Origin of the sequence: Kineococcus aurantiacus (assembly GCF_013409345.1) — a bacterium.
In the GTDB taxonomy this organism is placed as follows: domain Bacteria; phylum Actinomycetota; class Actinomycetes; order Actinomycetales; family Kineococcaceae; genus Kineococcus; species Kineococcus aurantiacus.
Genome location: NZ_JACCBB010000001.1, coordinates 4,503,698 through 4,530,169, shown reverse-complemented (window position 1 = coordinate 4,530,169; position 26,472 = coordinate 4,503,698). Strand labels below are relative to the sequence as shown.

Below are 26,472 nucleotides of genomic sequence, written 5' to 3'. Positions count from 1 at the left end.
CTCGAGTGGTCACTGATCCATCCGGGGGGATAGAGCATGTCGGCGACAGCCGGGTACGTGGTCGAGCGCGTCGAGGCCACAGGCCTCAGCGCAGCGCAGCGCAGCGAGTGGGACGGGCTCCACGGCCGCCAGAACGGGGTCAGCAACCCCTTCTGCAGCTCCGACTGGGTCCTCGAGTGGTACCGGTCGTACGTCCCGGACCCCGCCCACCGCCACCTGCTGCAGGTCCGTGACGCCGACGGCGCCCTCGCCGGCGTCGCCGCCCTCTACGAGCAGACCGTCGGGCCCCGCCGCCTGCCCGTCGGCCGCCGCATCGTGCCCGTCGGCTACGGGACCGCGACCGCGCTGGAACTGCCGCAGGTCCTCACCACCGCCCAGCACGCGCGCGGCGTCCACCACGCGGTCGTCCGCTGGACCCGCGACGCCGGCGCCGACTGGTCCGAGCTCCCCATCGCCCGCGAGCAGGCCTGGTTCGAGCCCGGCTGGGTCGAGGACACCACCGCCGAGGCGCCCCACTACAGCCACCGCGCCTCCCGCGCCTGCGTCGTGCTGCCCCTGTCCGGCACCTGGGAGGAGATGAAGGGCGGCCTCAAGCGCAACCTCAAGGAGAGCCTGCGCCGCAGCCGGAACCGCCTCACCAAGAGCGGCCGCGACTGGCACGTGCGCACCCTGGAGGGCACCGAGGTCGACGAGACCGCCGTGCAGCGCTTCTTCACCCTGCACGCCGCCCGCGCCGGCTTCGACGGCACCACCTCCAGCCACCCCGACGTCTACGCCGACACGACCCGCCGCGACATGCTCGTGCGCCTGGTCCCCAAGCTGGCCCAGGCCAAGGAGGCCAGCCTCGTCGAGCTCGTCGTCGACGGCGACGTCGTCGCCGTCCAGCTCGCCCTGCACTCCGCCGGCACCAGCTACGTCCACTCCTCGGGCCTGAACCCGGACTACTGGGAGTTCTCCGCCGTCACCCTGCTGCAGGCCGAGCTCGTCCAGTCGGCCATCGCCCGCGGCGACCGCTTCGTCAACTTCTCCCCCGGCCCCAACGTCGCCAAGATGCGCTGGAGCGAGACGATGCACGTCGTCGACGACTTCGCCTACGCCACCGGCAGCCGGACCTCGGGCCTGCGCTTCCTCGCCTTCTCCCAGCTGGCGGCCGTCAACCAGTACCGGCACGCCGTGGCCGTCGCGCGCGCCAACAGCCCCCGACCGCGCCCCACCGGCACCAGCGGCACCTGAGGACCGACACCCACTAGCCTCCAGGCATGGCCGAGCAGGTGTCCTTCCCCAGTTCGACCGGCCACCGCCTGGCCGGGCTCCTCGACGTCCCCGCCGGACCGGTCCGCGGCTGGGGGATCTTCGCCCACGGGTTCACCCTCGGCAAGGACTCCCCCGCCGCGGCCCGCATCTGCAAGGGTCTGGCCGACGAGGGCATCGGGATGCTGCGCTTCGACAACCTCGGCCTCGGGCAGTCCGAGGGGGACTGGGGCGACGGGTCCTTCACGCACAAGGTCGACGACACCGTCCTGGCCGCCGCCTTCATGGCCGAGCGCGGCACACCCGTCGCCCTCCTGGTGGGGCACTCCTTCGGCGGCGCCGCCGTCCTGGCCGCCGCCGGGCGCGTGCCGGGCCTGCAGGCCGTCGTCAGCGTCGGCGCCCCCTCCGAACCCCGCCACGTCGAGCACCACTACGACGCCCTCGTCGACCGCGTCCTGGCCGACGGCCACGCCCAGTGGCTCGTCGGCGGCCGGGCGCTCACCCTCAAGCGCGCCTTCATCGAGGACGTCCGCACCGCCGACGTCAAGAGCCTCGTGCACCGCCTCAGCGTGCCGCTGCTCGTCATGCACTCCCCCACCGACTCCACGGTGAGCATCGACAACGCCAGCGCCATCTTCAAGGCCGCCCCCCACCCCCGCAGCTTCATCTCCCTCGAGGGCTCGGACCACCTCCTGACCGCCCGCGGTCAGGCGCGGCGCGCGGCGCGCATCATCAGCGCCTGGGCCGACCAGTACCTCAGCGCACCGGAGCGAAGCGCCGCGCCACCCGGTCGGTGAGGGCCGCGAGGTCCTCCCGGCCGTCCACCGCGATCCCCCGGTCGCCCACCTCGGTCCGCAACCGGTCCGTGAACGCCGCGTCCCGCACGAGCAGGTTCGCCGTCGCCCGGTCGGGGTCGCTCGTCCGGGCCGTGAACCCCGGACCGCGCTCGCGGAACACCCGGCGGCGGAAGGCCGGGACGGGCAGCAACCAGACGGCGTGGTCCGGGTCCGCCAGCAGCGGCCGGACCAGACCCGGCAGCAACCGGAACCCCTCCACGACCACCACCCGGTCACCCGGCGACGCCAGCAGGTCCTCCACGACCAGCCCGAACGCCTCCCCCGCGAACCAGGGGAAGGTCGCCAGCATCTCCTGCGGCGACCGCAGGACCCAGCGCTCGTCGGGCGACTGGGCCAGGAACGCGTGCAGCAACGGCGCCTCCCGCGCACCCGAGCGCGCCGCGTGGTCCGCCAGGACGTCGTCCGTGGCGTAGACGGCCACCCCGAACCGTCGCGCCAGTTCCCGCGCGACTGCCGACTTGCCCGCCCCGGACCCGCCGCCGAGCCAGCGGACGTGGGCCAGCCGGCGCACCAGGTCCTCCACTCCTCGACGGTAGCCGCGGGCGGGGTGAACCGGACGGGCCCGGGCACCGTGGAGCGGTGAGAGGACCGTCCCGCCGACCCCAGGAGCACCCGTGGAGCACAGGCCCGAGACCGCCCACCCCCTCGCCCGCGCGGTCCTGAGCCGCCGGCGCGCCCTGGCCGCCGGCGGCGGCACGCTCGGGGCGGGCGCCGTGCTGGCCGCCTGCGGCGGCGACGACACCGCGACCACCCCCGGCACCGCCCCGACCGCGTCCAGCAGCGGCGGCGGTACCAGCAGCGGCAGCAGCACCGGCGCCGGTGCGGGCGCGCTGGCGAAGCTGTCCGACGTCCCCGTCGGCTCCGGCGTCGTCGTCCAGGACGCCGCCGGGGCCGCCGTCGTGGTCGTCCAGCCCGAGGCCGGTCAGGTCGCCGCCTTCAGCGGCCTGTGCACGCACCAGGGCTGCGCGGTCGCCGTGCAGGACGACGAACTCGACTGCCCCTGCCACGGCTCGCGCTTCGCGCTGCTGACCGGCGAGGTCCTGCAGGGCCCGGCGACCGACCCGCTGAACCCGGTCCCGGTGCGGGTGGACGGCGACTCCGTCGTCGCCGCCACCTGAGCACCGGCGCTCAGCCCGCCGTCACCGGGACGTCAGCGAGGCGTCAGCGGGTGTGGGACCGCGGGGGAACCCTGCGGACCGCACCCGTCGACGCCGACGTCGCCATGGCCGCGTAGGCGCGCAGCGCCCCCGTCAGCGGGCGGTCGCGGTCCCGCGGCTCCCACGGGCGCTCGGAGGACTCCATCTTGGCGCGGCGCTCGGCCAGCACCGCCTCGTCGACGCGCAGGTGCAGGCCCCGGGTCTCCACGTCGATCTCCACGTGGTCGCCGTCCTCCACGAGGCCGATGAGGCCACCGGCCCACGCCTCGGGGGAGACGTGACCGATGGAGATGCCGCTGGAACCGCCGGAGAACCGGCCGTCGGTCACCAGGGCGCAGACCTTGCCCAGGCCGCGGCCCTTGATGAACGACGTCGGGTGCAGCATCTCCTGCATCCCGGGACCACCGGCGGGCCCCTCGTAGCGGATGACCACCACGTGCCCGGGCTGGACCGCCCCGGACAGGATCCCCGTGACGGCGTCCTCCTGGGACTCGAAGACGATCGCGGTGCCCTCGAAGTGGAACAGCGACGGGTCGATGCCCGCCGTCTTGATGATGGCGCCCTCGGGGGCGAGGTTGCCCTCCAGGACGGCCAGGCCGCCGTCGGCGGTGTAGGCGTGCGCGAGGTCGCGCACGCAGCCGCCCTCGGCGTCCACGTCGAGGGAGTTCCAGCGGTTGGTCGTGGAGAACGCCTGCGTGGTGCGGACCCCGCCGGGCGCGGCGTGGAACAGCTCCACGGCCGCCGCGCCGGGGTTCTCGGCGCGCACGTCCCACTCCTGCAACCAGGACGCCAGGTCGGGGCTGTGGATGGTGCGGACCGACTCGTCGAGCAGCCCGGCGCGCCACAACTCCCCCAGGATGGCCGGGATGCCGCCAGCCCGGTGCACGTCCTCCATGTGGTAGTCGGAGTTCGGCGCGACCTTCGACAGGCACGGGACGCGGCGGCTGACGGCGTCGATGTCGTCGAGGGTAAAGTCGAGCTCGGCCTCCTGCGCGGCGGCGAGGATGTGCAGGACGGTGTTCGTCGACCCGCCCATCGCGACGTCGAGGGCCATGGCGTTGGAGAACGCGGCCTTGTTCGCGATGCTGCGCGGCAGCACCGACTCGTCGTCACCGTCGTAGTACTGCTTGGCGAGCTCGACGACGAGGGACCCGGCGCGCAGGAACAGGTCCCGGCGGGCGGCGTGGGTGGCCAGCGTGGAGCCGTTGCCGGGCAACGAGAGCCCGAGCGCCTCGGTGAGGCAGTTCATCGAGTTCGCGGTGAACATGCCCGAGCAGGAACCGCAGGTCGGGCACGCGGAGCGTTCCACCGCGTCCAGACCGGCGTCGGTGACCTGCGGGGAGGCCGACGCCGCGATCGCCGTGATGAGGTCGGTGGGGGCGTGCGCGACACCGTCCACGACGACGGCCTTGCCGGCCTCCATCGGGCCGCCGGAGACGAAGACCACGGGGATGTTCAGCCGCAGCGCCGCCATGAGCATGCCCGGGGTGATCTTGTCGCAGTTGGAGATGCAGACCAGGGCGTCGGCCTGGTGGGCGTTCACCATGTACTCGACGGAATCGGCGATCAGCTCGCGGCTGGGCAGGGAGTACAGCATCCCGGAGTGCCCCATCGCGATGCCGTCGTCGACGGCGATGGTGTTGAACTCCTTGGAGACCCCGCCGGCCTCGGCGATCGCACCGGCGACGAGGTCGCCCATGTCCTTCAGGTGCACGTGCCCGGGCACGAACTGGGTGTAGGAGTTCGCGATGGCGACGATGGGTTTCCCGAAGTCGCCGTCGGTCATCCCGGTGGCGCGCCACAACGCGCGGGCACCGGCCATGTTCCGGCCGTGGGTCGAGGTTCGGGAACGCAACGCGGGCACGACTGCTCCAGGTCTGCAGGGAGGGTTGGGTCTCGCACGGGACACCGCGGCCGATGGGCCCGCGGACAGCGTCCCGCGCGAGCGGACGCCTCCCCCGACCCGCAGGTGCGCGGGCGGTGACGACGTCCCGTCGGCGGCCACCGGAGGTGCGGCGGGCGCCTGCTGCCCCGGGTCCGTTCCGGAGTCCACCGGGAGCGCGCTCAGGATAACCCCGTGCGGTGGCGACCTCAGCCGACCGGGCCGCCCGCCGCCCGCCAGGCCGCGAAACCGCCCTCGAGGTGGACGACGTCGGTGCGGCCGGTCGACAGGACCGCCCGCAGCGCCTGCGCCGACCGCGACCCCCGCGCGCAGTGCAGGACGACCGGCCCGGGCGGCAGCCCCGAGGGGTCGGCGAGCACCTGCGCGAGCGGCACGTGCACGGAGCCGGGGACGGCCCCGGCCGCGCGCTCGTCCGGTTCGCGGACGTCGACGACGACCGGCCCCGGCGCGGCCAGCAGCTCGGCGGCCGTGACGGTCGGCAGGTCCTCGGGGCCGGTGCGGCGCGGGTCGGGGCGCAGCGGCAGCTCCCGCCACGTCATGGCCAAGGCGTCGTGCACCAGCACCCGGCCCAGCAGGGGCCGTCCCGCGCCCGTGATGAGCTTCACGGCCTCGGTGACCATGACGGAGGCGACGGCGGCGCAGACGCCGCCGAGGACGCCGGCCTCCCCGCAGCTGGGGACCGACCCCGGCGGCGGGGCCGTCGGGAACAGGTCGCGGTACGTCGGGCCGGCGGGGTCGAAGACGCTGACGTGCCCGTCGAAGCGCAGGACCGCCCCCCACACCCAGGGGGTCCCGGCGGCGACGAGGACGTCGTTGACGAGGTAGCGCGTCTCGAAGGTGTCGGACCCGTCGAGGACGAGGTCGTACCCCGCGACGACCCGGGGGGCGGAGTCCCGCGTGAGCCGCTCGTGGTGGCGCACGACGGTGATGGCGGGGTCGAGGCGGGCCACGGCGTCGGCGGCGCTGTCGACCTTGGCGCGCCCGACGTCGGTGCTGCCGTGCAGGACCTGCCGCTGCAGGTTGGAGGTCTCCACGACGTCGTCGTCCACGACGCCGATCGTCCCGACCCCGGCCGCGGCCAGGTAGAGCAGGGCCGGGGACCCGAGCCCGCCGGCGCCGACGACGAGGACCCGGGACGCCAGGAGCCGCCGCTGCCCGGTCTCGCCGACCTCGGGCAGCAGCAGGTGCCGGGAGTACCGCTCGCGCTGGGCGTCGGTCAGCTCCGGGCCGGGTTCGACGAGCGGCCTCACCGGGCACCCCCCACGGCCGCCACCCGGTCGGCGGGGCTGGCCTGCCGTTCCAGGGCCGCCCGCAACCGGTCGGCGCCCGGTGCGGCACCCAGCGGCGCGGCGACCGGGACGCCACCGGTGAGCCGTTGCAGCGCACGGGAGGTCGCCTCGAGGACGCCGAGCACCTCGGGGGTCGTCAGCTGCTCCAGCGACCCGGGGGGACCGTCGAGGGCCAGGCAGCCCGTGACCGCCGAGGAGGCCCCCGCGTCGTCGACCAGCGGCACGGCCACCACGACCGCGTACTTGCCGCGCACGAGGCGGAACTCCTCGGGGGTCAGCCCCTGCCGCTCCCCGGCCGCGTCCAGCGCGGTGACGTCGCGCGCGACGACGGTGCCGGTGGCGACGCACTCGCCGATGACGCCCTTGCCGGGGGCCCAGCGCACGCCGGAGGCCGCGGGGCGGCGGCGGGCCCGCACGCGGTGCACGCGGGAGAGCCGGGCCGGGCGGCGGCGGGAGGCGTCGAGGCGGTACCCGGCCAGGGCGAGGTCGCGGGGGTCGGCCGCGGAGGCGTCGACGACGGCCCACAGCGCCCCCGACAGGAGGTCGTCCCACAGCTCGCGCGCGGCGGCCGCGCGCCGGCCCCGGGCGGTGGAGACCGCCTGCAGCACGGCCGGGACGATCGCGAGCAGCGCGGTCACGACGACCAGGGTCACGACGAGGGGGTCCGAGGGCACCCACACGCCGGCGCGGTCGAGGGCGAGGGCCGCCCCGACGACGGCGGCGAGCACCGCGGTGCCCACGTCGAGCCAGATCCGGTCGAGCTTCACGGCGCTCACGGTAGACGGGGGCGGGGACAGGGTCCGCGGGCCCGTTCCGATGACTGGTTGCACACTCAAGGACACGTTGCGTAGAGCGCAACGCCGAGCGTCGCGCGACACGCGCACCGACGGCCGCCGGGCCGGTAGGAAGTGCCCCGACACCCCGCCGTCACGCCCTGGAGGACCACCTCGTGAGCACGCCCGTGACCACGCCCGTGACCACGCCCGCCCGCCACCACCGGCGGACCGTCCGCGCGCTCGCCGCGGGCGCCCTCGCGCTCGTCGCGGGCCTGCCCCTGCTGACGGCCTCCCCCGCCGGGGCAGCGAGCGCCGGCACCCCCGGGGACCGGTCGCCGCACTGGTTGTCGGGGCGCTCAGGCACGGTGCGCGGGGCGGCCGAGATCACCGCGACGTGGGCCGACGACGACGGGGCGGCGGTGTCGATGCGGCAGCTGGACGCCGGGGCCGAGCTGGGCGCGTGGTGCGGTTCGCTGGACGTGGCGGTGGGGGCGTTCTCGACCGGGGGGTGGGCGCAGGCCGCGGCCGGGGGCCACGACGAGGTGTGGCGCCGGTCGCTGACGGTGCTGCGCGACAAGTGGTCCGCGCTGCAGGAACGGTGCCGCCGGGACGGGGACGCCAGCGCGAACAGGTTGTTCGTGCGGTTCGCGCACGAGGCGAACGGGGACTGGTACGACTGGTCGTTCGGCGACACCGACCCGGAGGTGGTCAAGGCCGCGTGGGCGCGGTACCGCCGGTTGCAGCGGGAGGTCCTGCCTGCGGCGCAGCTGGTGATGTCGGTGAACCGGGAGTCGGTGGGTTCGTCGCGGCCGTGGACGGACTACTTCCCGGGGTCGGACGTGGTGGACGTCCTGGGGGTCGACTACTACAACCAGTTCCCGTACGTGGCGACGCAGGCGCGGTGGGACGCCTCGGTGGACGACACCTCCGGGGGTGAGCCGGTGGGGTTGGGCGCGCACCTGGACTTCGCGCGGTCGGTGGGCCTGCCGCTGTCGGTGGGCGAGTGGTCCGGCAACGCCGAGAACGGCGACTCACCGGTGTTCGTGGAGAACATGCACCGGTTCTTCGTCGAGCACGGGGGGTCGGGAGCGGGGCAGGTCCTGTACGAGGTGCAGTTCAACGTGGACCGGGACGGGGGCCGCTGGTCGCTGACCCCCGGCAGCACGCGCATGCCGCGGTCGGCGCAGGCGTACGCGGCCCTGTTCTGAGACGGCCCGTCCCGAGGCCGGCCCGCCCCGAGGCGGGCCGGCGGCGGGTCAGGCGGGGGCCAGGGTGTCGAGGGTCACGTAGGTGGCCTCGCCGGTGGCGGCGGGCGGCCCCTGGGCGATGACGTCCGCGTCCAGGAGGGCGCGGACGGCGACCGCGACGGCCGCCTCGCTGGTGCGCAGGTGCTCGGCGAGGGCGCTGACGGTGGCGTCGGTGAGGCGGGGGATGGCGCCGGTGATCCGGGTGGCGGCGACGGCGTCGGTGCGGTCGGGGGTCATCGGGGCTCCACGGGTGCTCGGGCGGGCGCGGCGGTGACCGTGCGACGTGCGGGGCGCGGTCGCGGTTCCCGCGCGGACCGGAGGAGACGAAGGTCTCAGCCGGGCGGGCGCGGAGCGCGGGGAGGGCGGTGGCGTTGGGCGGCAACGGGTCCGGCGCCGGCCCTCCCCCGACCCGTGACGTTCGGGCGCCACCTGGTTACGGAGTGTTCATGTTTTGTCCACAACCGACGGGCCCTCGGTTTCCGGTGTGCTCGCACCGTCAACTAGCCTGCCCGGGCTCCCGACCGCCGACGAAGGACCAACGCAGCCCGTGCACCCGCTCCTGCCGTCCACGCCCCGCCGACGGGCCACGACCACCGCGCTGGGTCTGGCCGCGCTCCTGCTGACCCTCGCCGCGCCGCAGGCGCTGGCCGTCGCCCCCGCCCCCGCGACCGCCTCGCCCACCGCCGGGCCCACCCCCGGGCCGGCCGCCGGGACGTCCCCGCAGGGCCTGGGCGACCTCGCCGCGCAGGCCGCGGCGGCGCTGGAGGCCTACCAGCAGGCCGTCGACGCCGAGGACGCCGCCCGCGCCGCGGCCGAGTCCACCCGCGCCGACCTCGCCAGCGCCGACGCCGCGCTGGCGGCCAGCCGCAGCGAGCTGGGCGTGTGGGCCTCCCAGGCCTACCGCGGGACGACCGGGATGCGCGACCTGTCGACCGTGGCGACGCTGCTGGACCCCGGGACGTCGCAGGACGTGAGCCGGACCCTGGCCACCCTGGACCGGGTCGGCGGCGAGTACGAGCGCGCCGTCGAGGAGGGTGAGCGGGCGCAGCGGGCGCGGGCCGCCGCGGCGGCCGCCGCGAGCGCGGCCGTGGAGCAGGCCCGCGCCACCACCGAGGCGGCCGCGACGGCCAAGGCCTCGGCCGAGGCGCTGGTCCAGCAGCAGCTGCTCGCCTACGCCGCGCAGCAGCGCAGCGCGGCCGGGCTGGACGCGCTGACGCCCGACCCCGCGGTCGTCGAACGGGCCCGGGCGTCGCTGGCCACCGACGTCAGCTGCACCGGCGGCCCCCTGACGGGCTTCGCGAACGGCCAGCTCCCGCTGGACGCCCTGTGCCCGCTGTACGGGACCGCCGACAAGGTGCTGCGGGCCGACGCCGCGCACGCCTTCGCGGCGATGTCGCAGGCGTTCGAGGCGCAGTTCGGCGCGCCGCTGTCGGTGACCGACGCCTACCGGTCCCTGGCCGAGCAGGTCGACGTCAAGTCCCGCAAACCCGGGCTGGCCGCGGTGCCGGGCACCTCCCGGCACGGGCTGGGCTTGGCGGTGGACCTCGGCGGCGGCGTGCAGGACGCGGGCTCGGTCCAGCACCAGTGGCTGGACCGCAACGCGGCGCTGTTCGGGTTCGTCAACCCGGCGTGGGCGCAGGGTTCCCCCGGCCCCTTCGAGCCGTGGCACTGGGAGTACGTCGCCCTCTGACCCCGGCGGCGCGGGGGCCGGCCGGGCGGGGTCACGCGTGGTCCCCGGCGGGGGTGCGGGCCAGCCAGTCGAAGGCCTCGTCCTGCATGACCCGGTCGAAGCGGTGCGGGGCGTCGTGGACGGTCCCGCGGTAGGCGCCCGGCGCGCCCGCGTAGGCCCGGGTGAGGACGTCGTGGGCGCGGCGGACCCCGTCGGCGGGGAACAGCGCGTCGCGCGCGGCGAACTGCACCAGCAGCGGGGTGGGGACCGCGGCGGCGACGACCTGGGGCCAGTCGGCCACGGTGCCCAGGCCGGGGGTCATGAGCGCCCAGGTGTGGGCGTGCAGGTGCTGCGGGAGGACCTCGCGCAAGGTGGAGACCATCGCGGCGACCACCACGGCGCGCACGGCGCCGGCCAGCGCGGCCTCGTCGCGGGCCAGGGCGGCGGCGACGGCGGCCCGGGCCCCGCCCCCGGACAGGCCCAGCAGCGCCGCGCCGCCGGGACGCACGCCGGGGTCGGCCGTCAGCACCGACAGCGCCAGCAGGTCCTCCCGGGCCAGCACCCCGGCCCAGGAGGTGCCCAGGACGCCGAGCGCCTTGGCGACGGCGTCCTCGGCGGCCCCGGCGTGGACGTCGTACTCACCGGCCTCGTCGAAGCGCTCGCCGCGGGCCGTGCGGTCGGCGAGCTCGTGGGCGGCGGCGGCGCGGCTGCGCGGGGGCAGGGCGGCCAGGGGCGTGCGCCTGCTGCCCCAGCCGAACCCGTCGTGGACGAGGACGTGGTGACCGCGGCGGGCGAGCTCCTCGGCGGGGGCCCGACCGCCGTAGAGGGTGTCGCGGAGGGAGGAGACCACGGGGTGCGCGGGACGGCCGTCGGCGCCGTCGGCGAGCTTGTCGAGCCCGAAGCGCTTCACCCCGCCGTGGCAGTGCAGGAACAACGCCCCCGGCAGCGGGGTGGTCTCCCCCGCTGGGCGCAGCACCCGGCCGGCGACCCTCGGCCCGAACCCGGCGTCCCAGCTGACCTCCGCGCCGTCCAGGCCGTCGCGCCGCCACCGCTCGTGCACGGTGACGGCGGCCTCGGCCGCGGTGGGTCGCACGGGGACGCCGATGACGGCGCGCAGCCGGCGGCGGACGGTGGCGGCGTCGGGCTCGTCGGCCCCGAACAGGGGCCAGGAACGGGCCACGACGTCGAGGAGGCCGTCGGGGACGCCCAGCTGCCCCGACGGCGTGGGGGCGGGGTCGTCCGGGACCGCCCGGCGCACGCGCCCGTCATCGCCGGAGGGTCCCGGCGCGGCGGTGGTCATCGTGGTCTCACCGTCGGCGCTCCTCGGCCTCGTCGCCCCCCACGGTCGGCAACCGCTCACCCGGACCCTAACCCGGCGGTCGGCGCGCCACAAGGACCCCCGGACGCGACGCGAGCCGTTGCCGTGCAACGCCTCACGGGTCGGGGGCGGCGACGGTGCCCCGGGCCCGCCGCGCGCGGCCCGGGACCTCCGGTGGTGGCCTCCCCCGCGCGAACCGCCCGAACGGCGGATCCGGTCACCGGAGCCGGGCGCCGACGGAAGGGGGGAACGGTCAGCCCACGGGGGGCTGGTGACCGTCGGCTCCGGAGGAACCCACCGTGCTGCACCACTCGCGACCCGCTGTCGCTCCGCCGGCCACCGCGGCCGAGATCAGCGAGCTGGCCCGGACCCTGCTGCGTCGTCCGGAGCTGAACCACCTGGACGACGAGTCGCTGCTGCTGCGCATGGCGCGCACGACCGCCGTGGGTCACCTGCTGCGCACGCGGGTCGTCTCGGCGGCCGCGGACGGCGAGCGGCTGCTGGACGCCATGCTGCTGGACGGGCGGGCCGTCGTGCTCGACGTGACCGACCCCAGCCCGCGCGAGGGCGTCCTGGCCGTCCGGCGGCCGGCGAACGCGCAGGACCTGCCTCGGGCGCGGGACATGGCGCGGGCCCTGGCGCCCCTGCTGGGGGCGCGCTGAGGCCCAGGCCACCGGCCGCGGGGACCGGGCCAGGCGCACGGCGGGCCGGTGGTCACCTCCGGCGCAGCTCCTCGTAGAGGGCCAGGTGCGCCCGGGCCGCGGCGGTCCAGGTGTGCCGGGCGGCCAGGTCGCGGCCGCGGCGGGTGCGCCCGGGGTCGGGGACCTCGACGGCGGTGCGCAGGGCGGCGGCGATCGAGGCGGGGTCGTCGGCGAACAGGGCGGCGCCGTCGAACACCTCGCGCAACACGGGCAGTTCGCGCGTCACCACCGGCACGCCCGCCGCCAGCGCCTCCATGGCCGCCAGGCCGAACCCCTCCTTGGTGGAGACGAACCCCATCGCGGCCGCCCCGGCGACCAGGCCGGGCAGGTCGTCGTCGGCGACGGGTCCCAGCACGCGCGGGTGCACGCCGAGGTCGACGGCGAGCCGGTCGAACTCCTGCCGGTAGCCGCGGTAGTCGAACAGGGTCTCCCCGCCGGCGAACACCAGTTCCACGTCGGGCAGCTCGGCCCGCAGCCGCGCGACGGCCCGCAGCAGGTCGAGGCTGCCCTTGCGGGGTTCGATGCCGCCGACGGCCAGGACGTACCGGCCGAAGCGGTCGCGCCAGGGGGCCGGGTCGGCGCGGGCGAACCGCTGGGCGTCGACCCCGTTGGGGATGACCGTGGGGTGCAGCCCCCACCCGTCGGTGAGTTCGCGGGCCACCGAGGCCGAGACGCAGACGTGGGCGAACGGTTCGACGATCGCCTTCTCGTGGCAGGCGGCCAGCTCGGGGGTGGTGAAGGTGTCGAGGTGGTGGACGGTGCGCACGCAGCGGCCGACGGCGTTGGCGCTGATGCAGTCCTGGGCGTGGACCACGTCGTAGGCGCCGGCGCGGCGGGCCGGGTCGAAGCCCGCGCGCAGCACGTCGATCGAGCGCAGGATGCGCGCGCCCACGTCCTCGTCCTCGCGGGCCGCGAACTCCACGACCCGCACGTCGACGCGGGGGTCGACGGGCCGGAAGAACGCCTGGTCCCCGCCGCGGCCGAGCGTCCACACCGACACGTCCACCCCGAGGTCGACGAGGGCCTCGGCGAGGGCGAGCGTGTGGACGACCCCGCCGCGGGGTTTCGTCGAGTACGTCGTGAGGGCGACCCTCACGCGCGGACCGGGGAGCGCAGGCAGATCCGGTCGGCCAGGAACTCCGCGTCCCGGGCCAGACCGGCGAACCGCCCCGAACCCCACGTGTGCATCCAGGGCAGGCCGAGGAAGAACAACCCCTCGGTCCCGGTGACGCCGCGGGTCTGGCGCGGGCGCCCGCGGCCGTCGAACACCCCGAGGTCGACCCAGCGGTGGTCGGCGCGGTAGCCGACGCTCCACACGACCGCGGAGACCGCGGCCAGGTCCAGCGTCGTCGCCTCCTGCTGCGGCGGGGTCCAGACGGGGGTGTACCGGGGTTCGGTGGGGACGTCGATCCCCTGCGCCGCGACGTACCGGTCGATGGAGTCCTTGATGCTCTCGGCGACGGAGTCGGCGTGGTCGAGGGCCTCGCGCAGGGTGGGGCTGAAGTGCGCGACACCGTCGCGGACGTCGTCGAGCCGGCCGAACAGCCCCATGCCCTCGAGGGCGAACCGGCGCAGGTCGATGTCCCGCCCGCCGTCCCGGCCGGTCATGTAGTGGTTCGTCTTCTCCTGCGCTGCGGCCCCGCCGGGGACCTCGGCGGCGGTGACGTCGTAGACGCCCATCTCCTCCAGCCAGGCGATGCAGTCGCGGCCGCGGTACCGGCGGGCGCAGCGGGGGGCGCTGCCGACGGCCAGGTGCACGCGGCGACCGGCCAGGTGCAGGTCCTCGGCGATCTGCGCGCCGGACTGGCCGGAACCGACGACGAGGACGTCCCCGTCGGGCAGGGCCGAGGGGCTGCGGTACGACGAGCTGTGCAGCTGCGTCACCGTGCCGGGGATCCGGGCCGCGAAGGCGGGGACGACCGGCTGGTGGTACCCGCCGGTGGCGATGACCACCTGGTCGGCGCTGAAACCGCCCGCGGTCGTCTCCAGGCGGAAGACGTCGGCGTCGCGCCACAGGCGGTGCACCTCGACGCCCTCGCGGACGGGCGGGTCGAAGCTGGCGGCGTAGGCGCGCAGGAAGCGGTGGACCTCCTCGCGCGGCATGAAACCGTCGGGGTCGGTCCCGCCGAACTCCTCGGCGTAGGAGAACCCGGGCAGCCGGCACTGGAAGTTGGGGGTGACGAGGGTGAAGGCGTCCCAGCGCCCGTCGCGCCACTCGTGGGCGACCGTGGCGCGTTCGAGCAGGACGTGGTCGACGCCGCGGCGGGTCAGGTGGTGGCTGAGGGCGAGGCCGGCCTGGCCGGCGCCGACGATCAGCACGTCGTGGTGCTCGGTCATCAGGTCTCCTGCGGCAGAGGGGGTTCGAGGGCGAGCACCTGGACGCGGCCGGTCTGCCCGGCCGCGCGCCGCTCGATGTCGGACAACTGGGCCAGGGCCGACGTGCAGGCCATCCCGTACCGGGCGCGGACCCGGTCGCTGGCCTCGGTCAGGGCCGTGCGGCAGCGGGTGGTGAACTCCTCGACCGGGTAGTCGCGGCCCGCGGTGAGGTGGTCGTGCACCACCAGGGAGGGGGAGTAGCAGCGCTGGACGGTGTCGTCGGGCCAGCGGACGGTGAACGTCATCTCAGGCACGCGCGGGCTCCCGCACCAGGGCGTCGTAGGTGTCGGGACGGCGGTCCCGGAGGTTGAACATCGACCGGCGGGCCGCGGCCAGCTCGGCCGCCACGTCGACGTCGGCGACGGCCAGGCCCGCCTCGACGCCGGTGCCGGCGAGGACCTCCCCGCCGGGGCCGACGACCTTCGCGCTGCCGACGAAGCGCAGCGAACCGAACGTCCCCGCCTGGTTCGCCGCGACCCAGACGACCTGGTTCTCCAGCGCGCGGGCCTGGTCGTACAGGTCGAACCGCTTCTTCCAGCGGTCCTGCGCGAGGTCGGCGGACGAGGCGGTGCGGGACCCGGGCCAGGCGGAGATGCTCACGACGATCTCGGCGCCGTCGAGGGCGGCCGCGCGGGCCGCCTCGGGGAACGCCTTGTCGTAGCAGATCTGCAGGCCGATGCGGCCGACCGGGGTGTCGAACGCCTCGAACACCGAACCCGCCGCGTAGGAGAGGTTCTCGCCCAGCGGCTGGTGGACCTTGCGGTGGACGCCGAGGATCCCGTCCCCGGTCAGCACGACGGCGGTGTTGTAGAGGTCACCGCCCAGGTCGTCGCCGCCGTCCTCGCAGAGGCCGAGGACGACGACGGTGTCCCCGGCCAGTTCGGCGACCCGGCGCAGTTCGGGGCCGTCCAGGCGCAGCGGCGGCGGCCCGGGACGGGCGCGGCGGGAACCGGTGGTCCCGCGGTCCTCGCTGGAGCCCAGGGAGGACAGGTACCCGCCGAGGCAGGCCTCGGGCAGGGCCAGCAGCTGCGCTCCCCGGGACTCGGCGAGGAGCCGTTCGATGGTGGCGTAGGCGGTGTCGAGGTCGCGGCCGAAGTTCTCGGCGGCGGCGGCCAGTCTGGTCATGCGGTTCCCATTCCTGTGACGGGACCCGGGATCACCCGGGTCACCTCACCGTCGGGCCAGCGCAGCGCCACCCCCCGGTCGTCCGGGGAGGCGGCGGCGTGCAGGCGGCCGACGGTCGCGGTGGTGGCCGGTCCGGCGGGTGCCGGGGCGCGGCCGGGGAGGTCGGCGGTCACCACCCCGAAACCGGGGAAGCAGGTGAACCAGTCGCCGACGGTGGTGCCGGGCGGGCGCGGGACGGAGGTGACGTCGATCTCGGCGCCGACGCCGCTGGCCTCGGCCAGCATCCCGACGGTGCCGAGCAGCCCCGCCATGCTGACGTCCTTCGCGGCGGCGGGGCGGGTGCGGGCGACGGAGGAACCCATCTGCCGCAGGTCCCCGGGGGACCGTCGGGAGCTGGAGTCCCACTGCGAGCCCGTGTAGCCCGGCCGCCAGGACCCGCCGAGGTCGACGGTCAGGGACAGGGCGTGCCCGGGCCGTCCCCCGCCGGCGGGGACCGGGTCGGCCGTGCGGCCCAGGGCCGTCACGGACAGCGCGGCGGGCACCCCGAACTGCGTGTGGCCGCCGAGCACGGGGACGCCCCAGGCCCGGCTCGCGGCGCGCAGCCCGGCCACGACCCGGCGGGCGTGGTCGGCGGTGGGGGCGGCCAGCGCGTCCAGCAGCCCGACGGGGGCCGCCCCCATCGCGGCGAGGTCGTTGACGTTCACGAGGACCGCGCACCAGCCCGCCCACTCGGGGTCGCGGTCGACGAGGGAGGGCAGGACCGCGTCGCAGGCGGCGACCACGTCCGTGCCGGGCACGGGGGTCCCGTCGTCACCGAGGAAACCCGCGGGGGTCTGGACGAGACCGTCGAGGACACCCGCCAGCGCGGCCTTGGTCGCCTCGGCCAGCCGGCGGGGACGGTCCATCGGGTAGCGGACGAGGGCGTGCGGGACGCCCTGGACGACGACGTCGCGCACGTGCTCCCAGCCGAGGCGGCGGAACAGCACCGCGCCCCGGGTCTGCACGGTGGCCTCGAAGCGCAGGGCGCCCAGTTCCTCGGCGTGCGCGCAGGCGGCCCGGACCAGGGCGCTGCCGACCCCGCCCAGCGTGCGGGCCCGCGGGGTGACCACGAGCCGGCTGCCGCGCCACCAGCCGACGTCCTCGGCCGTGCAGGGGGCCAGCCGGACACCCCCGACGACCGTCCCGTCGGCGGTGCGGGCCACCAGGACCCGGCGGCGCGGGTCGTCGTCGGCGTCGTCGTGGTCGTCGGCGGCGAAGAGCTGCTGCTCGGCCACGAAGACGTCCCGGCGCAGCCGGCGGTGGGCGCGTTCGGCGGCGGCGTCGGCGACCTCGACGTGGAAGGCGGTCCGCTGGCGCGGCAGGCCGGCCAGGACCGGCAGGTCGAGCGGCATCGTGGTCGTCCCCTCCGGGGTTCGGGTGCGGGGTTCGCGTGCGGGGTTCAGGCGCTGAGGTTCTGCAGGACCGAGCAGGCCCCGCAGGCGGCGCAGCCGGCCATCTGGTCCGCCCCGCGCATCCCGCCGGCCCGCAGGACCTGCGCGACCCGGCGGGTGACGTCCTCCAGGACAGCGGGGTCGGGACCGTGGGCGCCGTCGACGTCCACCGCGAGGGTCCCGGCCAGCGGCCGGAACGGCACGACGAACGGGTAGACGCCGAGGTCGACGAGGCGTGCGGCGCCCTCGACGAGCTCGTCGGGGTCCTCCCCCAGCCCGACCAGCAGGTACGTCGAGACCTGGTTGCGGCCGAAGACCCGCACGGCCTCGGTCCACGCGGCCCAGTACTCCGCCAGCGGCACCGTGGACTTGCCCGGCATCCAGCGGCGCCGGACCGCGTCGTCGAGGGACTCGACGTGGATGCCGATGGAGGCGGCTCCGGCCTCCTTCAGCTCGGTGAGGGTGGCCGGGTCCGCGGGCGGTTCGCACTGCACCTGCACGGGCAGGCCGGGCACGGCCTCCTGGATGGCCCGGGTGCAGCGGGCCAGGTGCCGGGCGCCGCGGTCGGGGGCCGTCGAGGTGCCCGTCGTCATGACGACGTGCCGGACGCCGTCGAGGTCGACGGCGGCGCGGGCGACCTCGGCGAGCATCGCGGGGGTCTTGACCGCGATGGTCGCCCCCGCGGCGAGGGACTCCTCGACGGCGCAGAACCGGCAGCGGTTCTCCGGGGCGTAGCGCGAGCAGGTCTGGACCACGGTGGTGGCCAGGACGTCCCGGCCGTGCAGCTTGGCGATCTGCTCGTAGGGGACGCCGTCGGCGGTCCGCAGGTCGTAGAACCGCGGCCGCGCGACGGGTTCGACCGCGACCCCGAGGTCGGTGACCGCCCCGGTCCTCTCGAGCAGGAGTCGGCCGTCGCGCACGAGGTACGGGCTGTCGGGGCGCAGCGGGATCGCCGAGGCGAAACCGTCGAGGACGACGTGGCCGTCGTCGCTGGGCCCCGCACCACCCGTGCGGCGGACGGGGGCCGCCAGGCGGACGCCGCGGATCGCGACGTCCACCCGGGTCCCGACGGTGTCCTCGCAGGTCATCAGAGGTTGTAGGTCGAGTTGATGATGGCGCCCTTGCGGGCGTAGTGGATGAGGGCGTCCTGCACGTCGAGCGGGTGGCACGGGATGACCCCGGCGATGAGGTCCTCCTCGCGGTTGCCGTGCAGGGCGAGGCCGAAGCGGCAGCAGTAGACGGTGCCGCCCTCGGCGATGAACGTCTCCAGCGCGCCGTTGACGTTCTGCTCACCGGGGAACCCGGAGTCGCCCACGGTGGGGAACCCGCGGGTCGCGATGCAGTTCATGGACCCGGGGCCGTAGAAGTAGATCGCGGAGTCGTACCCCTTCCGCAGCGCGCGGGTGGCCTGCAGGATCGCGACGAAGCTCACCGACGACTCGTGGGCGATGCCGTGCACGAGGGTGAAGTAGCTCTCCCCGTCCTCGGCCTGGTAGTCGGGGAAGACCTTCGTCTTGCCGTACAGGTCCTCCCCCTTCTCCTTGACCGGGTGCGGGACCTCGGCGAGGGACTTGGCGATGTTCGCCTTGATGAGCTCGTCGATCTCGGTCGTGGTGGCGGGGGTGGCGGTGGTCGTGGTCATCGTGGGCTCCTGTCGCGTCGGGTCAGCCGTAGAGGGCGGTGTAGTTGTCCTGCAGGAACATGCGGACGAGTTCGGGGTTCTGCGAGGCGGCCCGCAGGCGGGCGAGCTCGCCCGCGTGGTCGCCCCACGGTTCGTCGGAGGCGAACAGGACGCGGTCGGCGCCGGTCCCGCGCCGCTCGATCTCGCTCGCCAGCCAGCGGGGCGCGAAACCGATCGCCCAGCTGGTGTCGGTGTAGACCTTCTTGCCGGCCTCGATCCAGTCGAAGAACCGGCCGCCGATGAGCTTGATGTGGGCGCTCATCCCCCCGCCGAGGTGGACGAGGTGGATGCGCACGTCGTCGCCGTAGCGGTCGACGAGCTTGCCGATCTCGTCGATGTCCGAGGCCGCCCCGGGTGAGGTGTGGACGTGGACGACGAGGTCCCGCTCCCGGGCCGTGGCGAAGATCCTCTCGATCTGCGGCTGGGACGTCGGGTCGTCGACGCCGCCCCCGAGCAGGAAGCTCGTCTTGAGGGCGACGACGCTGCGTTCCCCGGCCAGGGCCAGGGCGGCGTCGGTGAGCTCGGCGTCCTCGGCCCGCGGGGAGGTCCACAGGCCGCAGACGAACCGGTCGTCCTTCGACGCCGTCTCGAGCACGAGCTCGTTGAGGGCGAAGCTGGCGGCGGCGACCGGGACGCCGTAGTTGGGCAGCAGCAGGGCCCGTTCGGTGCCCTCCCGGTCGAGGTCGTCGACCAGGTCCGCGATCTGGTCGCGGGCGCTCGTGTCGGGGTTGACCGGCGGGCCCCCGTAGAAGGGGTACGCCGGCAGCCGGCCGAGGTGGCGGTGTGCGTCGAAGGTGAGGGGCACGAAAAACATTTCATGCCCTAACTGTTTCGTGGTGGTTACACCGGGAAGACTTCTACGTTTCGTAGACCTCACGATGGCGCTCGGCCAGGTGGTGCAGCGTGCGCCGGGCGCGGGCGACCTCGGTCTCCACGTCGACCTCCACCGCGGCCAGACCCCCCTTGGACCCCGTGCGCGCCAGCACGTCACCGCCGGGGTTGACGACCTTGGCCTGGCCGAGGAAGCGCAGCGAACCGTGCATCCCCGTCTGGTTCGAGGACACCCACACCACCTGGTTCTCGGCGGCGCGCGCGCAGTCGTACAGGTCGAACAACCGGGACTGCCGGTCCTGCGGGAGCCGGGAGGAGCGGTCGGTGACGCTGGCCGGCCAGGCGGACAGGCACGCGATCGTGTGCGCGCCCTGCACGGCGAGCGTGCGCGCGGCCTCGGGGAACGTCTTGTCGAAGTCGATGAGCATGCCCAGCCGGCCGACGGGGGTGTCGAACGCGGCCAGCGCGTCACCGGCGGCGTAGACGGCCGCCTCCCCCGGCGGGAGGTGGACCTTGCGGTGGCGCCCCAGGACCCCGTCACCGTGCAGGCACACCGCGGCCGGGTGGTGCACGGTCGTGCCGTGGACGTCGACGGACTCGGTGAAACCCAGGCACACCGTCACCGGGCCGCACGCGCGGCGGACCTGCTCGAACACGGCGTCGGCGGCGTCCAGGGCCGGGGGCAGCCCGTGCGCCGCGGGGTCGGCCAGGTCGGCCAGGTACCCCCCGAGGGCCGCGTGCGGCAGGACCAGCAGGTCGGTCCCCGAGGCCCGCGCCTCCGCCACGATGCCCAGGACCTTGGCCAGCCCGCGGTCGAGGTCACGACCGAAGTGGGCGGCCACGGCGGCCACGCGGACGGGTCGGGGCATGGCGCGAGCGTAGTGGCGCGGGTGGTCGGGCCGAGGCGAGGCGCGGCGGGCGGGCCCGCGCCCCGGGCCGCTCCCCGCCGGCGGTCCGGGACCCCTCAGGCGTCCACGCGCGGTCGCAGCGCGCGGAACCCCGAACCGTGCCAGACCAGCGGCTCCAGGTGCGGCTCGGTGCCCAGGGCGTGCACCTGCAGCAGGACCACGTCGTGGTCCCCCGCGGGGAACTGCGAGTGCAGGCTGCACTCCAGCCAGGCGGGCGCACCGTCGACGAACAGGGCACCCGACGGCGTGGTCGTGGTGCCGATGCCCGCGAAGCGGTCACCGGCCCGGGAGGCCATCTGCCGGGCGGCGACGTCGTGGGCCTCGCCCAGCACCGAGACGCCGATCCGGCCGCCGGCCGCGGCGGCGGCCGCCAGCTTCGGCCAGCTGCTGGAGGTGTGCTGCACGGCGACCAGGACCAGCGGGGGCGCGGCGGAGATGCCGACCTGGAAGGAGGAGGCGACGAGGACCACCGGCTCCCCCTCCACGACGGCCGACAGGGCGGCGACGCCGGAGGGGAAGAGCGCGAACGTGGCGAACAGCGCCCGCGGGTCGTCGTCGTAGTCGGTGAGCTCTGGCAAGGGGACCGTCCTCGGGGAGGGGATGACTTCGATTGCACGGCCATGGTCGACCAGCTGTGTTGCGCGGGCGTTGCCGGCGTGTGTCCACCGCGGTCCGCCGGCGGGCAGCGCGGCGGCGCGGCGTGCCCGGGGGGTGGCGACCTATCCTCACGTCCATGCACGACTCCGCAGTCACCCCTCCCGGCCGGGAGCCCGTCACCGGGTACGACGTCGCGCGCGCGGCGGGGGTGTCGCAGTCGACGGTGTCGCGGGCCCTGCGCGGGGACGCCCGCGTCGTGCCCGAGACCCGCGAACTGGTCCTGCGGGTGGCGCGCGAGATGGGGTACGTCGTCAACGCCTCGGCGCGCAGCCTCATCACCCGGCGCACCTCCTCGGTCGCGATCGTCTCCGGCGACCTGCGCAACCCCTCCTACCCCGTGCTCATCGGGACGCTGCAGAAGCAGTTCCACGCCCACGGGTACCGCGTGGTGCTGCTGAGCGACCACGAGGAGGAGTCCGGGGAGTTCGAGCACAGCCTGGGAGGCCTGCGCGGCGGCATCGTCGACGGCATCGTCTACATCTCGGCGCGCACCACCTCCCCCGTGGTGGCCGACCTGCTGGACGCGGGGATGCCGGTCGTGGTGCTCAACCGCGACGTCGACGCGGAACTGGGCGGACGGGTGGACCGGGTGACCTCCGACAACGTCGAGGGCGGGCGGTTGGCGGCACGTCACCTGCACGCCATCGGCGCGCGCCGGCCGGCGATGGTGGCCGGGCCGAGGGACAACCCCAGCCTGGCCCGCCGCGAGCGCGGTTTCCGTTCCGAACTGGCGGCCCTGGGGTTGCCGCTGCCCCGCCAGCGCGTGCGCCGGGGTCAGGTCGACCCGCGGACCGGCCTGGAGGGAGCGCTGAGCCTGCTGGGGGACACCGCCGCCGGGGAGCGCCCCGACGCCCTCTTCTGCCAGACCGACTACATCGCGCTGGGCGCGCTGGACGCCGCCGGTCGCCTGGGGTTGTCGGTGCCCGACGACGTCGCGGTCATCGGTTACAACGACCTGGACTGGGCGGGGTGGTCGATGATCGACCTCACCACCGTCCGGCAACCGCTGGTGGAGATGGCCGAGGCCGCCGCATCGGCGATGCTGGCGCGGATGGCGAACCCCGACCTGCCTCCCGTGCACCGCGTGTTCGACGTCGAACTCGTGGAGCGGGGTTCGACGCGCCGCGGTGCGCGGCGGGGCGGTGCGGGCGGGGCCCGCGGTGGCGTAACGCACTCTTAACCACCGGGGAGCCGGGTCGTAACGGGATCGACCTAGTTTTCTCGTGACTTCGAAGGCACGCGGCCGCTGCACCGCCCGCGCGGTGCGGTCCCACCGCGTGCCCCGTCACCGCGCGTCCTCGTCACCACGTGCCCCTCCCCCGCCTGCCCCGCCGTCCTGGAGGCATCCCGTGCCCAGTGCTCCCTCGTCCCGGATGCGCGCCGCGTCCGCCGCCGTCCTCGCGCTGACCGTCGGCCTGACGGCCTGCAGCGGCGGTTCCACCGCCGCCACCGGCGGGGGCGAGGTCGACGCCGACGGCGTCGCCGCCGCCACCGCCGCGGTGCAGGCCGCCACCGGCGACCCGGCGTTCGAGCTCGACGCCCCGGCCTTCGCGATGAGCGGCATCCGCGGCAAGACCGTGTTCAACATCCCGAACTCCTCGGCGGTGCCGTACGTGCAGGCCGTCGACGAGGAGAGCGCCGCCATCGCCGAGCGCTACGGGGCCACGTGGGTGGAGTACACCAACCAGGGCACGCCCACCGAGCACAGCGCGGGCATCGACCAGGCCATCAGCCGGCGCGCCGACGTCATCGTCCTGGCGCAGGGCATCAACGTCGACCTCATCGTCCCTGCGCTGCAACGGGCGAAGGCGGCCGGGATCCCCGTCGTCGTCACCCACACCCTGCAGACGGGCGACACGTTCAGCCCGCAGGCCGCCGACCTCGTGACCGCCCAGGTGACCGCGCCGTTCGACGAGGCGGCGGCTCTCATTGCGAACTGGGCGATCGCCGACTCGGGGGGCGAGGCGAACGCCGTGCTGCTCACGGCCGACGAGGTGCCGCCCTCCAAGGGCATGATCGCGTCGATGCGCGCGACGTTCGAGCAGAACTGCCCGGCGTGCAGCGTGAAGGTCGTCAACGTCCCGGTCACCGACTGGGCCACGAAGATCTCCGGGGAGGTGCAGACCGCGCTGCAGGCCGACCCCGGCGTGGGGTACGTCCTGCCGGTGTACGACTCCATGTCGCTGTACGCCCAGCAGGGCATCACCGCCGCCGGCAAGACGGGGCAGGTGCAGATGGCCTCGTTCAACGGGACCCCGGAGGTCCTCAAGCTCATCCAGGACGGCGACGTCATGGCGATGGACGTCGGGGAGAACATCAGCTGGCTGGCGTGGTCCACCCTGGACCAGGTCGGCCGGGTGCTCACGGGTTCGCCGCTGGTGGAGGGGGGCGACGAGAAGACGCCGCTGAAGGTCTTCACGGACGACAACGTCGACGCCACCGGGACCCCGCCGGCGGCCGGCAAGGGCTACGGCGACGCCTACGTCGCCGGGTACGAGGCGCTGTGGGGTGCGCCGTGACGACCCCCGTCCTGCGGGTGGGCGCGCTGAGCAAGACGTTCGGTGCGCACCGCGCGCTCGACGGCGTCGACCTGGAGATCGGCGCCGGGCAGGTGCACGGGCTGCTGGGCGAGAACGGGTCGGGCAAGTCGACGCTCATCAAGGTCCTCACCGGCGTGCACGCCCCCGACCCCGGCGGCCGCCTGGAGGTCCACGGGCGCCCGGTGCCCCTGCCCCTGGCGCCCGGGGAGTTCCGCCGCCTCGGGATCAGCGTCGTGCACCAGGACCTGGGCCTGCTGCCGGAACTGTCGGTGGCCGAGAACATGCGCGTGGCGCAGGCGATCGCCGCCCGCCGGGCGGTGGTGTCCTGGCGCGCCGAGCGCCGCCTCGCCGGGCGGACGCTGCAGCGGTACAAGGTGGACGTCGACCCGGCCGCGCCGGTGGCGAGCCTGGGTGACACCGAGCGGGCCCTGGTCGCGATCCTGCGGGCGGTCGAGGAGCTCGGGGACTCCCGCGCGCTGCTGATCCTCGACGAGCCGACGGTGTTCCTGCCGCGCGAGGGCACCGACCTGCTGTTCGGGCTGGTGCGCGAGCTCGTCGCGGACGGGCGCACCGGGGTGCTGCTGGTGTCCCACGACCTGCACGAGGTACTGGCGCACACCAGCTGCGTCAGCGTCCTGCGCGACGGCCGCCTGGAGGCGACGGTCGACTCGGCCGCCACGACCCCGGAGCGGCTGGCCGAGCTGATCGTCGGCCCGGCGGGGGCCGTGGCGCCGCGGTCCCGGGCCGCTGCGGCGGGCTCGGGGGATGCGGCGGGTCCGGTCGGTCCGGCCACGCGCTCCCCGCGCGTCCGGGTCCGGGACCTGCACGCCCCGCGGCTGCACGGGGTCTCCTTCGACGTCGGGCGCGGGGAGGTGCTCGGGCTGACCGGGCTGGCCGGTTCCGGCGCGGAGGAGGTCCTGCCGCTGCTGTACGGGGCCCGGCGCGCCCGCGGCGGCGTGCTCGAGGTCGACGGCGGCGAGCAGCCGGTCCCTTCGGCCCGGCCCGCGTCCTCGCTGCGGCGCGGGGTGGTCTACGTGCCCGCGGACCGGCGCCAGGACGGCGGCGTGCTGGAGGAGAGCGTCGAGCGGAACGTCACGATGCCCGTCCTGACCGAGCTGGGGTCGCGCTGGCGGCTGCGGCCGCGGGCCCTGCGCCGGCGCGCCGAGGAGCTGGCCGAGCGCTTCGACGTCCGCCCGCGCGACCCGGGGGCGGTGTTCGGCACCCTCAGCGGGGGCAACCAGCAGAAGGCCGTGCTGGCCAAGTGGCTGCAGGTCGGTCCCCGGCTCGTGCTGCTGGCCGAACCGACCCAGGGCGTCGACGTCGGGGCCCGCGCGCACATCTTCGGGCTGCTGCGCGCGGTCGCCGAGGACGGCGCGGCGACGGTGCTGGCCAGTTCCGACTACGAGCAGCTGGCCACCGTCTGCGACCGCGTGCTGGTGCTGGCGCGGGGGCGGGTCGTGGCCGAGCTGAGCGGCCCCGAGCTGGACCCGGCGACGATCTCCGACCGGGTGCTGTCCAGCACCGCACCCCTCCCCCGGCAGCAGGCCCGCACCCCCCAGACCCAGGAGAGCAGCTGATGACCCAGCAGACGACCGGACAGACGCCCGGGCAGGCACCCGGGCAGGCGACGGGGCAGGCGGCCCCGCGGGTGGCGCGGGGGGCGGGGGGTCCCCGGGCGACCCGCGCACCGCGGGTCCGCGCGCACGGCGAGCGCTTCGCGCTCCTGGGGGCCTGGGCCCTGGTCCTGGCGGTGTTCTGCGTCCTGCGGCCCGACACGTACGCCACCGCGGGGAACCTGCAGAGCGTCCTGGGCTCGCAGGCCGTCCTGCTCATCGTCTCGCTGGGCGTGCTGCTGCCCCTGACCACCGGGGAGTTCGACCTGTCGGTCGCCTCCACGCTGTCGCTGTCGGCCATGGTGACCGCGGTGCTGAACGTCCAGCACGGCTGGGGCATCGGGACCGCGGTCCTGGCCGGGGTCGGGTCGGCCCTCGTGGTCGGCCTGGCCAACGCGGTGGGTGTCGTGCGCTTCGGCATCCCCTCGTTCATCGTCACCCTCGGCTCGGGCACGTTCGCCCTCGGCGTCGTGCAGTGGATCAGCGGCCAGTCCAGCGTCACGGGCATCGACCCCGCCCTGGTCTCGGCGACCGTCGGCAGCCGGTTCCTCGGGGTGCCGCTGCAGTTCTACGCGGCCCTGCTGGCCGCGGTGGTGCTCGCCCTGGTGCTGGAGTTCACCCCGCTGGGCCGCCGGCTGCTGTTCGTGGGGCGCAGCCCGAAGGTGGCCGAGCTGTCCGGTTTCGCGGTAGACCGGCTGCGGGCCGGCGCGTTCCTGGGGGCCTCGCTCATCGCGGGCCTGGCCGGGGTGGTCTACGCCGGCGCCCTCGGCGGGGCCGACCCCTCCTCGGGCCAGTCGTTCCTGCTGCCGGCGTTCGCGGCCGCCTACCTGGGGGCCACAGCCATCGTCCCGGGGCGGTTCAACCCGATCGGGACGGTGGTGGCGGTGTACTTCCTGTCCTCGGGGGTCGTGGGGCTGCAGATGATGGGCGCCCAGAGCTTCGTGCAGCAGCTGTTCTACGGCGGCGCGCTCGTGGTGGCCGTCGGGCTGAGCCGGTACGTGCGCCACCGCGCCGCCGCCGCCGGCTGAGCCGTCGCAGGGCGCCGCAACACGGTGTTCACACTCTGGAGACAAGGACGCAACGACTCGCCAATACATTCGAAGTCACGACCTACCGCACCCGCTCGCCCCCGCGGCGGACGAC

General features: G+C 75.4%; 26 protein-coding genes. 10 read left to right on the top strand and 16 right to left on the bottom strand.

Features of this window, described 5'->3' with window-relative positions; genetic code table 11:
• The first annotated feature begins 36 nt into the window (after positions 1-36).
• Both BJ968_RS21605 and BJ968_RS21600 read left to right on the top strand, forming a co-directional pair.
• Complete coding sequence (locus BJ968_RS21605) at positions 37-1,233, top strand: GNAT family N-acetyltransferase (protein ID WP_179755371.1); 1,197 nt, start codon at positions 37-39, stop codon at positions 1,231-1,233.
• A gap of 26 nt (positions 1,234-1,259) precedes the next feature.
• Positions 1,260-2,048 (top strand): alpha/beta hydrolase family protein, encoded by a 789-nt coding sequence (locus BJ968_RS21600; protein ID WP_179755369.1) that lies wholly within the window; start codon positions 1,260-1,262, stop codon positions 2,046-2,048.
• On the opposite strand, the gene BJ968_RS21595 is transcribed toward BJ968_RS21600, so the two are convergent.
• On the bottom strand, positions 2,008-2,631 hold the full coding sequence (locus tag BJ968_RS21595; RefSeq protein ID WP_179755367.1) for a hypothetical protein: 624 nt from the start codon (positions 2,629-2,631) through the stop codon (positions 2,008-2,010). The two genes, BJ968_RS21600 and BJ968_RS21595, sit on opposite strands and share 41 nt — an antisense overlap.
• A gap of 91 nt (positions 2,632-2,722) precedes the next feature.
• Here BJ968_RS21595 and BJ968_RS27025 point away from each other — a divergent pair, with 91 nt between their 5' ends.
• Positions 2,723-3,226, top strand: a complete 504-nt coding sequence (locus BJ968_RS27025) for a Rieske 2Fe-2S domain-containing protein (protein ID WP_179755365.1) — start codon at positions 2,723-2,725, stop codon at positions 3,224-3,226.
• A 43-nt stretch (positions 3,227-3,269) separates the two neighbouring features.
• Here the strand turns inward: BJ968_RS27025 and ilvD are convergent, their stop codons facing one another.
• The 3 genes from ilvD to BJ968_RS21575 all read right to left on the bottom strand — a co-directional run bounded on the left by ilvD (position 3,270) and on the right by BJ968_RS21575 (position 7,224).
• Complete coding sequence (gene ilvD / locus BJ968_RS21585) at positions 3,270-5,129, bottom strand: dihydroxy-acid dehydratase (RefSeq protein ID WP_179755363.1); 1,860 nt, start codon at positions 5,127-5,129, stop codon at positions 3,270-3,272.
• Positions 5,130-5,356: 227 nt separating this feature from the next.
• Entirely contained in the window at positions 5,357-6,418 is a 1,062-nt protein-coding gene (locus tag BJ968_RS21580) for a ThiF family adenylyltransferase (protein WP_179755361.1), read from the bottom strand.
• Positions 6,415-7,224, bottom strand: a complete 810-nt coding sequence (locus BJ968_RS21575) for a hypothetical protein (RefSeq protein WP_179755359.1) — start codon at positions 7,222-7,224, stop codon at positions 6,415-6,417. Before BJ968_RS21575 ends, BJ968_RS21580 begins: the two co-directional genes overlap by 4 nt.
• A gap of 182 nt (positions 7,225-7,406) precedes the next feature.
• Here BJ968_RS21575 and BJ968_RS21570 point away from each other — a divergent pair, with 182 nt between their 5' ends.
• Positions 7,407-8,441: a glycosyl hydrolase gene (locus tag BJ968_RS21570; protein WP_179755357.1), complete on the top strand. Its 1,035-nt coding sequence runs from the start codon at positions 7,407-7,409 to the stop codon at positions 8,439-8,441.
• Positions 8,442-8,489: 48 nt separating this feature from the next.
• Here BJ968_RS21570 and BJ968_RS21565 read toward each other — a convergent pair whose 3' ends face one another.
• On the bottom strand, positions 8,490-8,717 hold the full coding sequence (locus tag BJ968_RS21565; RefSeq protein ID WP_179755355.1) for a hypothetical protein: 228 nt from the start codon (positions 8,715-8,717) through the stop codon (positions 8,490-8,492).
• Positions 8,718-9,027: 310 nt separating this feature from the next.
• Between BJ968_RS21565 and BJ968_RS26015 the strand changes: the two genes are divergently transcribed.
• Entirely contained in the window at positions 9,028-10,170 is a 1,143-nt protein-coding gene (locus BJ968_RS26015; protein ID WP_179755353.1) for a D-alanyl-D-alanine carboxypeptidase family protein, read from the top strand.
• A 31-nt stretch (positions 10,171-10,201) separates the two neighbouring features.
• On the opposite strand, the gene BJ968_RS21555 is transcribed toward BJ968_RS26015, so the two are convergent.
• Positions 10,202-11,449, bottom strand: coding sequence for an acetylesterase (locus tag BJ968_RS21555; protein WP_179755351.1), 1,248 nt, complete (start codon positions 11,447-11,449; stop codon positions 10,202-10,204).
• A gap of 317 nt (positions 11,450-11,766) precedes the next feature.
• Here BJ968_RS21555 and BJ968_RS21550 point away from each other — a divergent pair, with 317 nt between their 5' ends.
• Positions 11,767-12,129 (top strand): hypothetical protein, encoded by a 363-nt coding sequence (locus BJ968_RS21550; RefSeq protein WP_179755349.1) that lies wholly within the window; start codon positions 11,767-11,769, stop codon positions 12,127-12,129.
• Between the two features lie 52 nt (positions 12,130-12,181).
• On the opposite strand, the gene BJ968_RS21545 is transcribed toward BJ968_RS21550, so the two are convergent.
• The 10 genes from BJ968_RS21545 to BJ968_RS21500 form a co-directional block, all read right to left on the bottom strand.
• Entirely contained in the window at positions 12,182-13,264 is a 1,083-nt protein-coding gene (locus BJ968_RS21545; RefSeq protein WP_179755347.1) for an MSMEG_0565 family glycosyltransferase, read from the bottom strand.
• Positions 13,261-14,505 (bottom strand): MSMEG_0569 family flavin-dependent oxidoreductase, encoded by a 1,245-nt coding sequence (locus tag BJ968_RS21540; protein ID WP_179755345.1) that lies wholly within the window; start codon positions 14,503-14,505, stop codon positions 13,261-13,263. Before BJ968_RS21540 ends, BJ968_RS21545 begins: the two co-directional genes overlap by 4 nt.
• Positions 14,505-14,798 carry an MSMEG_0570 family nitrogen starvation response protein gene (locus BJ968_RS21535; RefSeq protein WP_179755343.1) on the bottom strand — a complete coding sequence of 98 codons (294 nt, stop codon included), beginning with the start codon at positions 14,796-14,798 and terminating at the stop codon, positions 14,505-14,507. Before BJ968_RS21535 ends, BJ968_RS21540 begins: the two co-directional genes overlap by 1 nt.
• Positions 14,791-15,669 carry a carbon-nitrogen hydrolase family protein gene (locus tag BJ968_RS21530; RefSeq protein ID WP_179755341.1) on the bottom strand — a complete coding sequence of 293 codons (879 nt, stop codon included), beginning with the start codon at positions 15,667-15,669 and terminating at the stop codon, positions 14,791-14,793. The genes BJ968_RS21535 and BJ968_RS21530 overlap by 8 nt, the downstream gene beginning before the upstream one ends.
• Positions 15,666-17,060, bottom strand: a complete 1,395-nt coding sequence (locus tag BJ968_RS21525; RefSeq protein WP_179755339.1) for an MSMEG_0567/sll0787 family protein — start codon at positions 17,058-17,060, stop codon at positions 15,666-15,668. The genes BJ968_RS21530 and BJ968_RS21525 overlap by 4 nt, the downstream gene beginning before the upstream one ends.
• A gap of 47 nt (positions 17,061-17,107) precedes the next feature.
• Complete coding sequence (locus tag BJ968_RS21520) at positions 17,108-18,187, bottom strand: MSMEG_0568 family radical SAM protein (RefSeq protein WP_179755337.1); 1,080 nt, start codon at positions 18,185-18,187, stop codon at positions 17,108-17,110.
• Positions 18,187-18,741 (bottom strand): MSMEG_0572/Sll0783 family nitrogen starvation response protein, encoded by a 555-nt coding sequence (locus tag BJ968_RS21515; protein WP_179755335.1) that lies wholly within the window; start codon positions 18,739-18,741, stop codon positions 18,187-18,189. Before BJ968_RS21515 ends, BJ968_RS21520 begins: the two co-directional genes overlap by 1 nt.
• Before the next feature lie 22 nt (positions 18,742-18,763).
• Positions 18,764-19,594: an amidohydrolase family protein gene (locus tag BJ968_RS21510; protein WP_179755333.1), complete on the bottom strand. Its 831-nt coding sequence runs from the start codon at positions 19,592-19,594 to the stop codon at positions 18,764-18,766.
• Positions 19,595-19,637: 43 nt separating this feature from the next.
• Entirely contained in the window at positions 19,638-20,480 is an 843-nt protein-coding gene (locus BJ968_RS21505) for a carbon-nitrogen hydrolase family protein (RefSeq protein ID WP_179755331.1), read from the bottom strand.
• A gap of 95 nt (positions 20,481-20,575) precedes the next feature.
• Complete coding sequence (locus BJ968_RS21500) at positions 20,576-21,097, bottom strand: flavin reductase family protein (protein WP_179755329.1); 522 nt, start codon at positions 21,095-21,097, stop codon at positions 20,576-20,578.
• 155 nt (positions 21,098-21,252) lie between these two features.
• On the opposite strand from BJ968_RS21500, the gene BJ968_RS21495 reads away from it, so the two are divergent.
• The 4 genes from BJ968_RS21495 to BJ968_RS21480 all read left to right on the top strand — a co-directional run bounded on the left by BJ968_RS21495 (position 21,253) and on the right by BJ968_RS21480 (position 26,357).
• Positions 21,253-22,356 carry a LacI family DNA-binding transcriptional regulator gene (locus BJ968_RS21495; protein ID WP_179755327.1) on the top strand — a complete coding sequence of 368 codons (1,104 nt, stop codon included), beginning with the start codon at positions 21,253-21,255 and terminating at the stop codon, positions 22,354-22,356.
• 169 nt (positions 22,357-22,525) lie between these two features.
• Positions 22,526-23,695 (top strand): sugar ABC transporter substrate-binding protein, encoded by a 1,170-nt coding sequence (locus tag BJ968_RS21490; RefSeq protein WP_218885221.1) that lies wholly within the window; start codon positions 22,526-22,528, stop codon positions 23,693-23,695.
• Entirely contained in the window at positions 23,692-25,293 is a 1,602-nt protein-coding gene (locus BJ968_RS21485; RefSeq protein ID WP_218885220.1) for an ATP-binding cassette domain-containing protein, read from the top strand. Before BJ968_RS21490 ends, BJ968_RS21485 begins: the two co-directional genes overlap by 4 nt.
• Positions 25,293-26,357: an ABC transporter permease gene (locus BJ968_RS21480; RefSeq protein ID WP_179755322.1), complete on the top strand. Its 1,065-nt coding sequence runs from the start codon at positions 25,293-25,295 to the stop codon at positions 26,355-26,357. The genes BJ968_RS21485 and BJ968_RS21480 overlap by 1 nt, the downstream gene beginning before the upstream one ends.
• Positions 26,358-26,472 lie beyond the last annotated feature (115 nt).

What these genes read in the sequence shown, in the direction of transcription:
- BJ968_RS21605 (WP_179755371.1), top strand. Translation starts at nt 37, where the DNA reads ATGTCGGCGACAGCCGGGTACGTGGTCGAGCGCGTCGAGGCCACAGGC.
- BJ968_RS21515 (WP_179755335.1), bottom strand. Translation starts at nt 18,741, where the DNA reads ATGACCACGACCACCGCCACCCCCGCCACCACGACCGAGATCGACGAG.
- BJ968_RS21480 (WP_179755322.1), top strand. Translation starts at nt 25,293, where the DNA reads ATGACCCAGCAGACGACCGGACAGACGCCCGGGCAGGCACCCGGGCAG.
- BJ968_RS21600 (WP_179755369.1), top strand. Translation starts at nt 1,260, where the DNA reads ATGGCCGAGCAGGTGTCCTTCCCCAGTTCGACCGGCCACCGCCTGGCC.
- BJ968_RS21555 (WP_179755351.1), bottom strand. Translation starts at nt 11,449, where the DNA reads ATGACCACCGCCGCGCCGGGACCCTCCGGCGATGACGGGCGCGTGCGC.
- BJ968_RS21510 (WP_179755333.1), bottom strand. Translation starts at nt 19,594, where the DNA reads ATGTTTTTCGTGCCCCTCACCTTCGACGCACACCGCCACCTCGGCCGG.
- BJ968_RS21520 (WP_179755337.1), bottom strand. Translation starts at nt 18,187, where the DNA reads ATGACCTGCGAGGACACCGTCGGGACCCGGGTGGACGTCGCGATCCGC.
- BJ968_RS21540 (WP_179755345.1), bottom strand. Translation starts at nt 14,505, where the DNA reads ATGACCGAGCACCACGACGTGCTGATCGTCGGCGCCGGCCAGGCCGGC.
- BJ968_RS21525 (WP_179755339.1), bottom strand. Translation starts at nt 17,060, where the DNA reads ATGCCGCTCGACCTGCCGGTCCTGGCCGGCCTGCCGCGCCAGCGGACC.
- BJ968_RS21495 (WP_179755327.1), top strand. Translation starts at nt 21,253, where the DNA reads ATGCACGACTCCGCAGTCACCCCTCCCGGCCGGGAGCCCGTCACCGGG.
- BJ968_RS21505 (WP_179755331.1), bottom strand. Translation starts at nt 20,480, where the DNA reads ATGCCCCGACCCGTCCGCGTGGCCGCCGTGGCCGCCCACTTCGGTCGT.
- BJ968_RS21530 (WP_179755341.1), bottom strand. Translation starts at nt 15,669, where the DNA reads ATGACCAGACTGGCCGCCGCCGCCGAGAACTTCGGCCGCGACCTCGAC.
- BJ968_RS21565 (WP_179755355.1), bottom strand. Translation starts at nt 8,717, where the DNA reads ATGACCCCCGACCGCACCGACGCCGTCGCCGCCACCCGGATCACCGGC.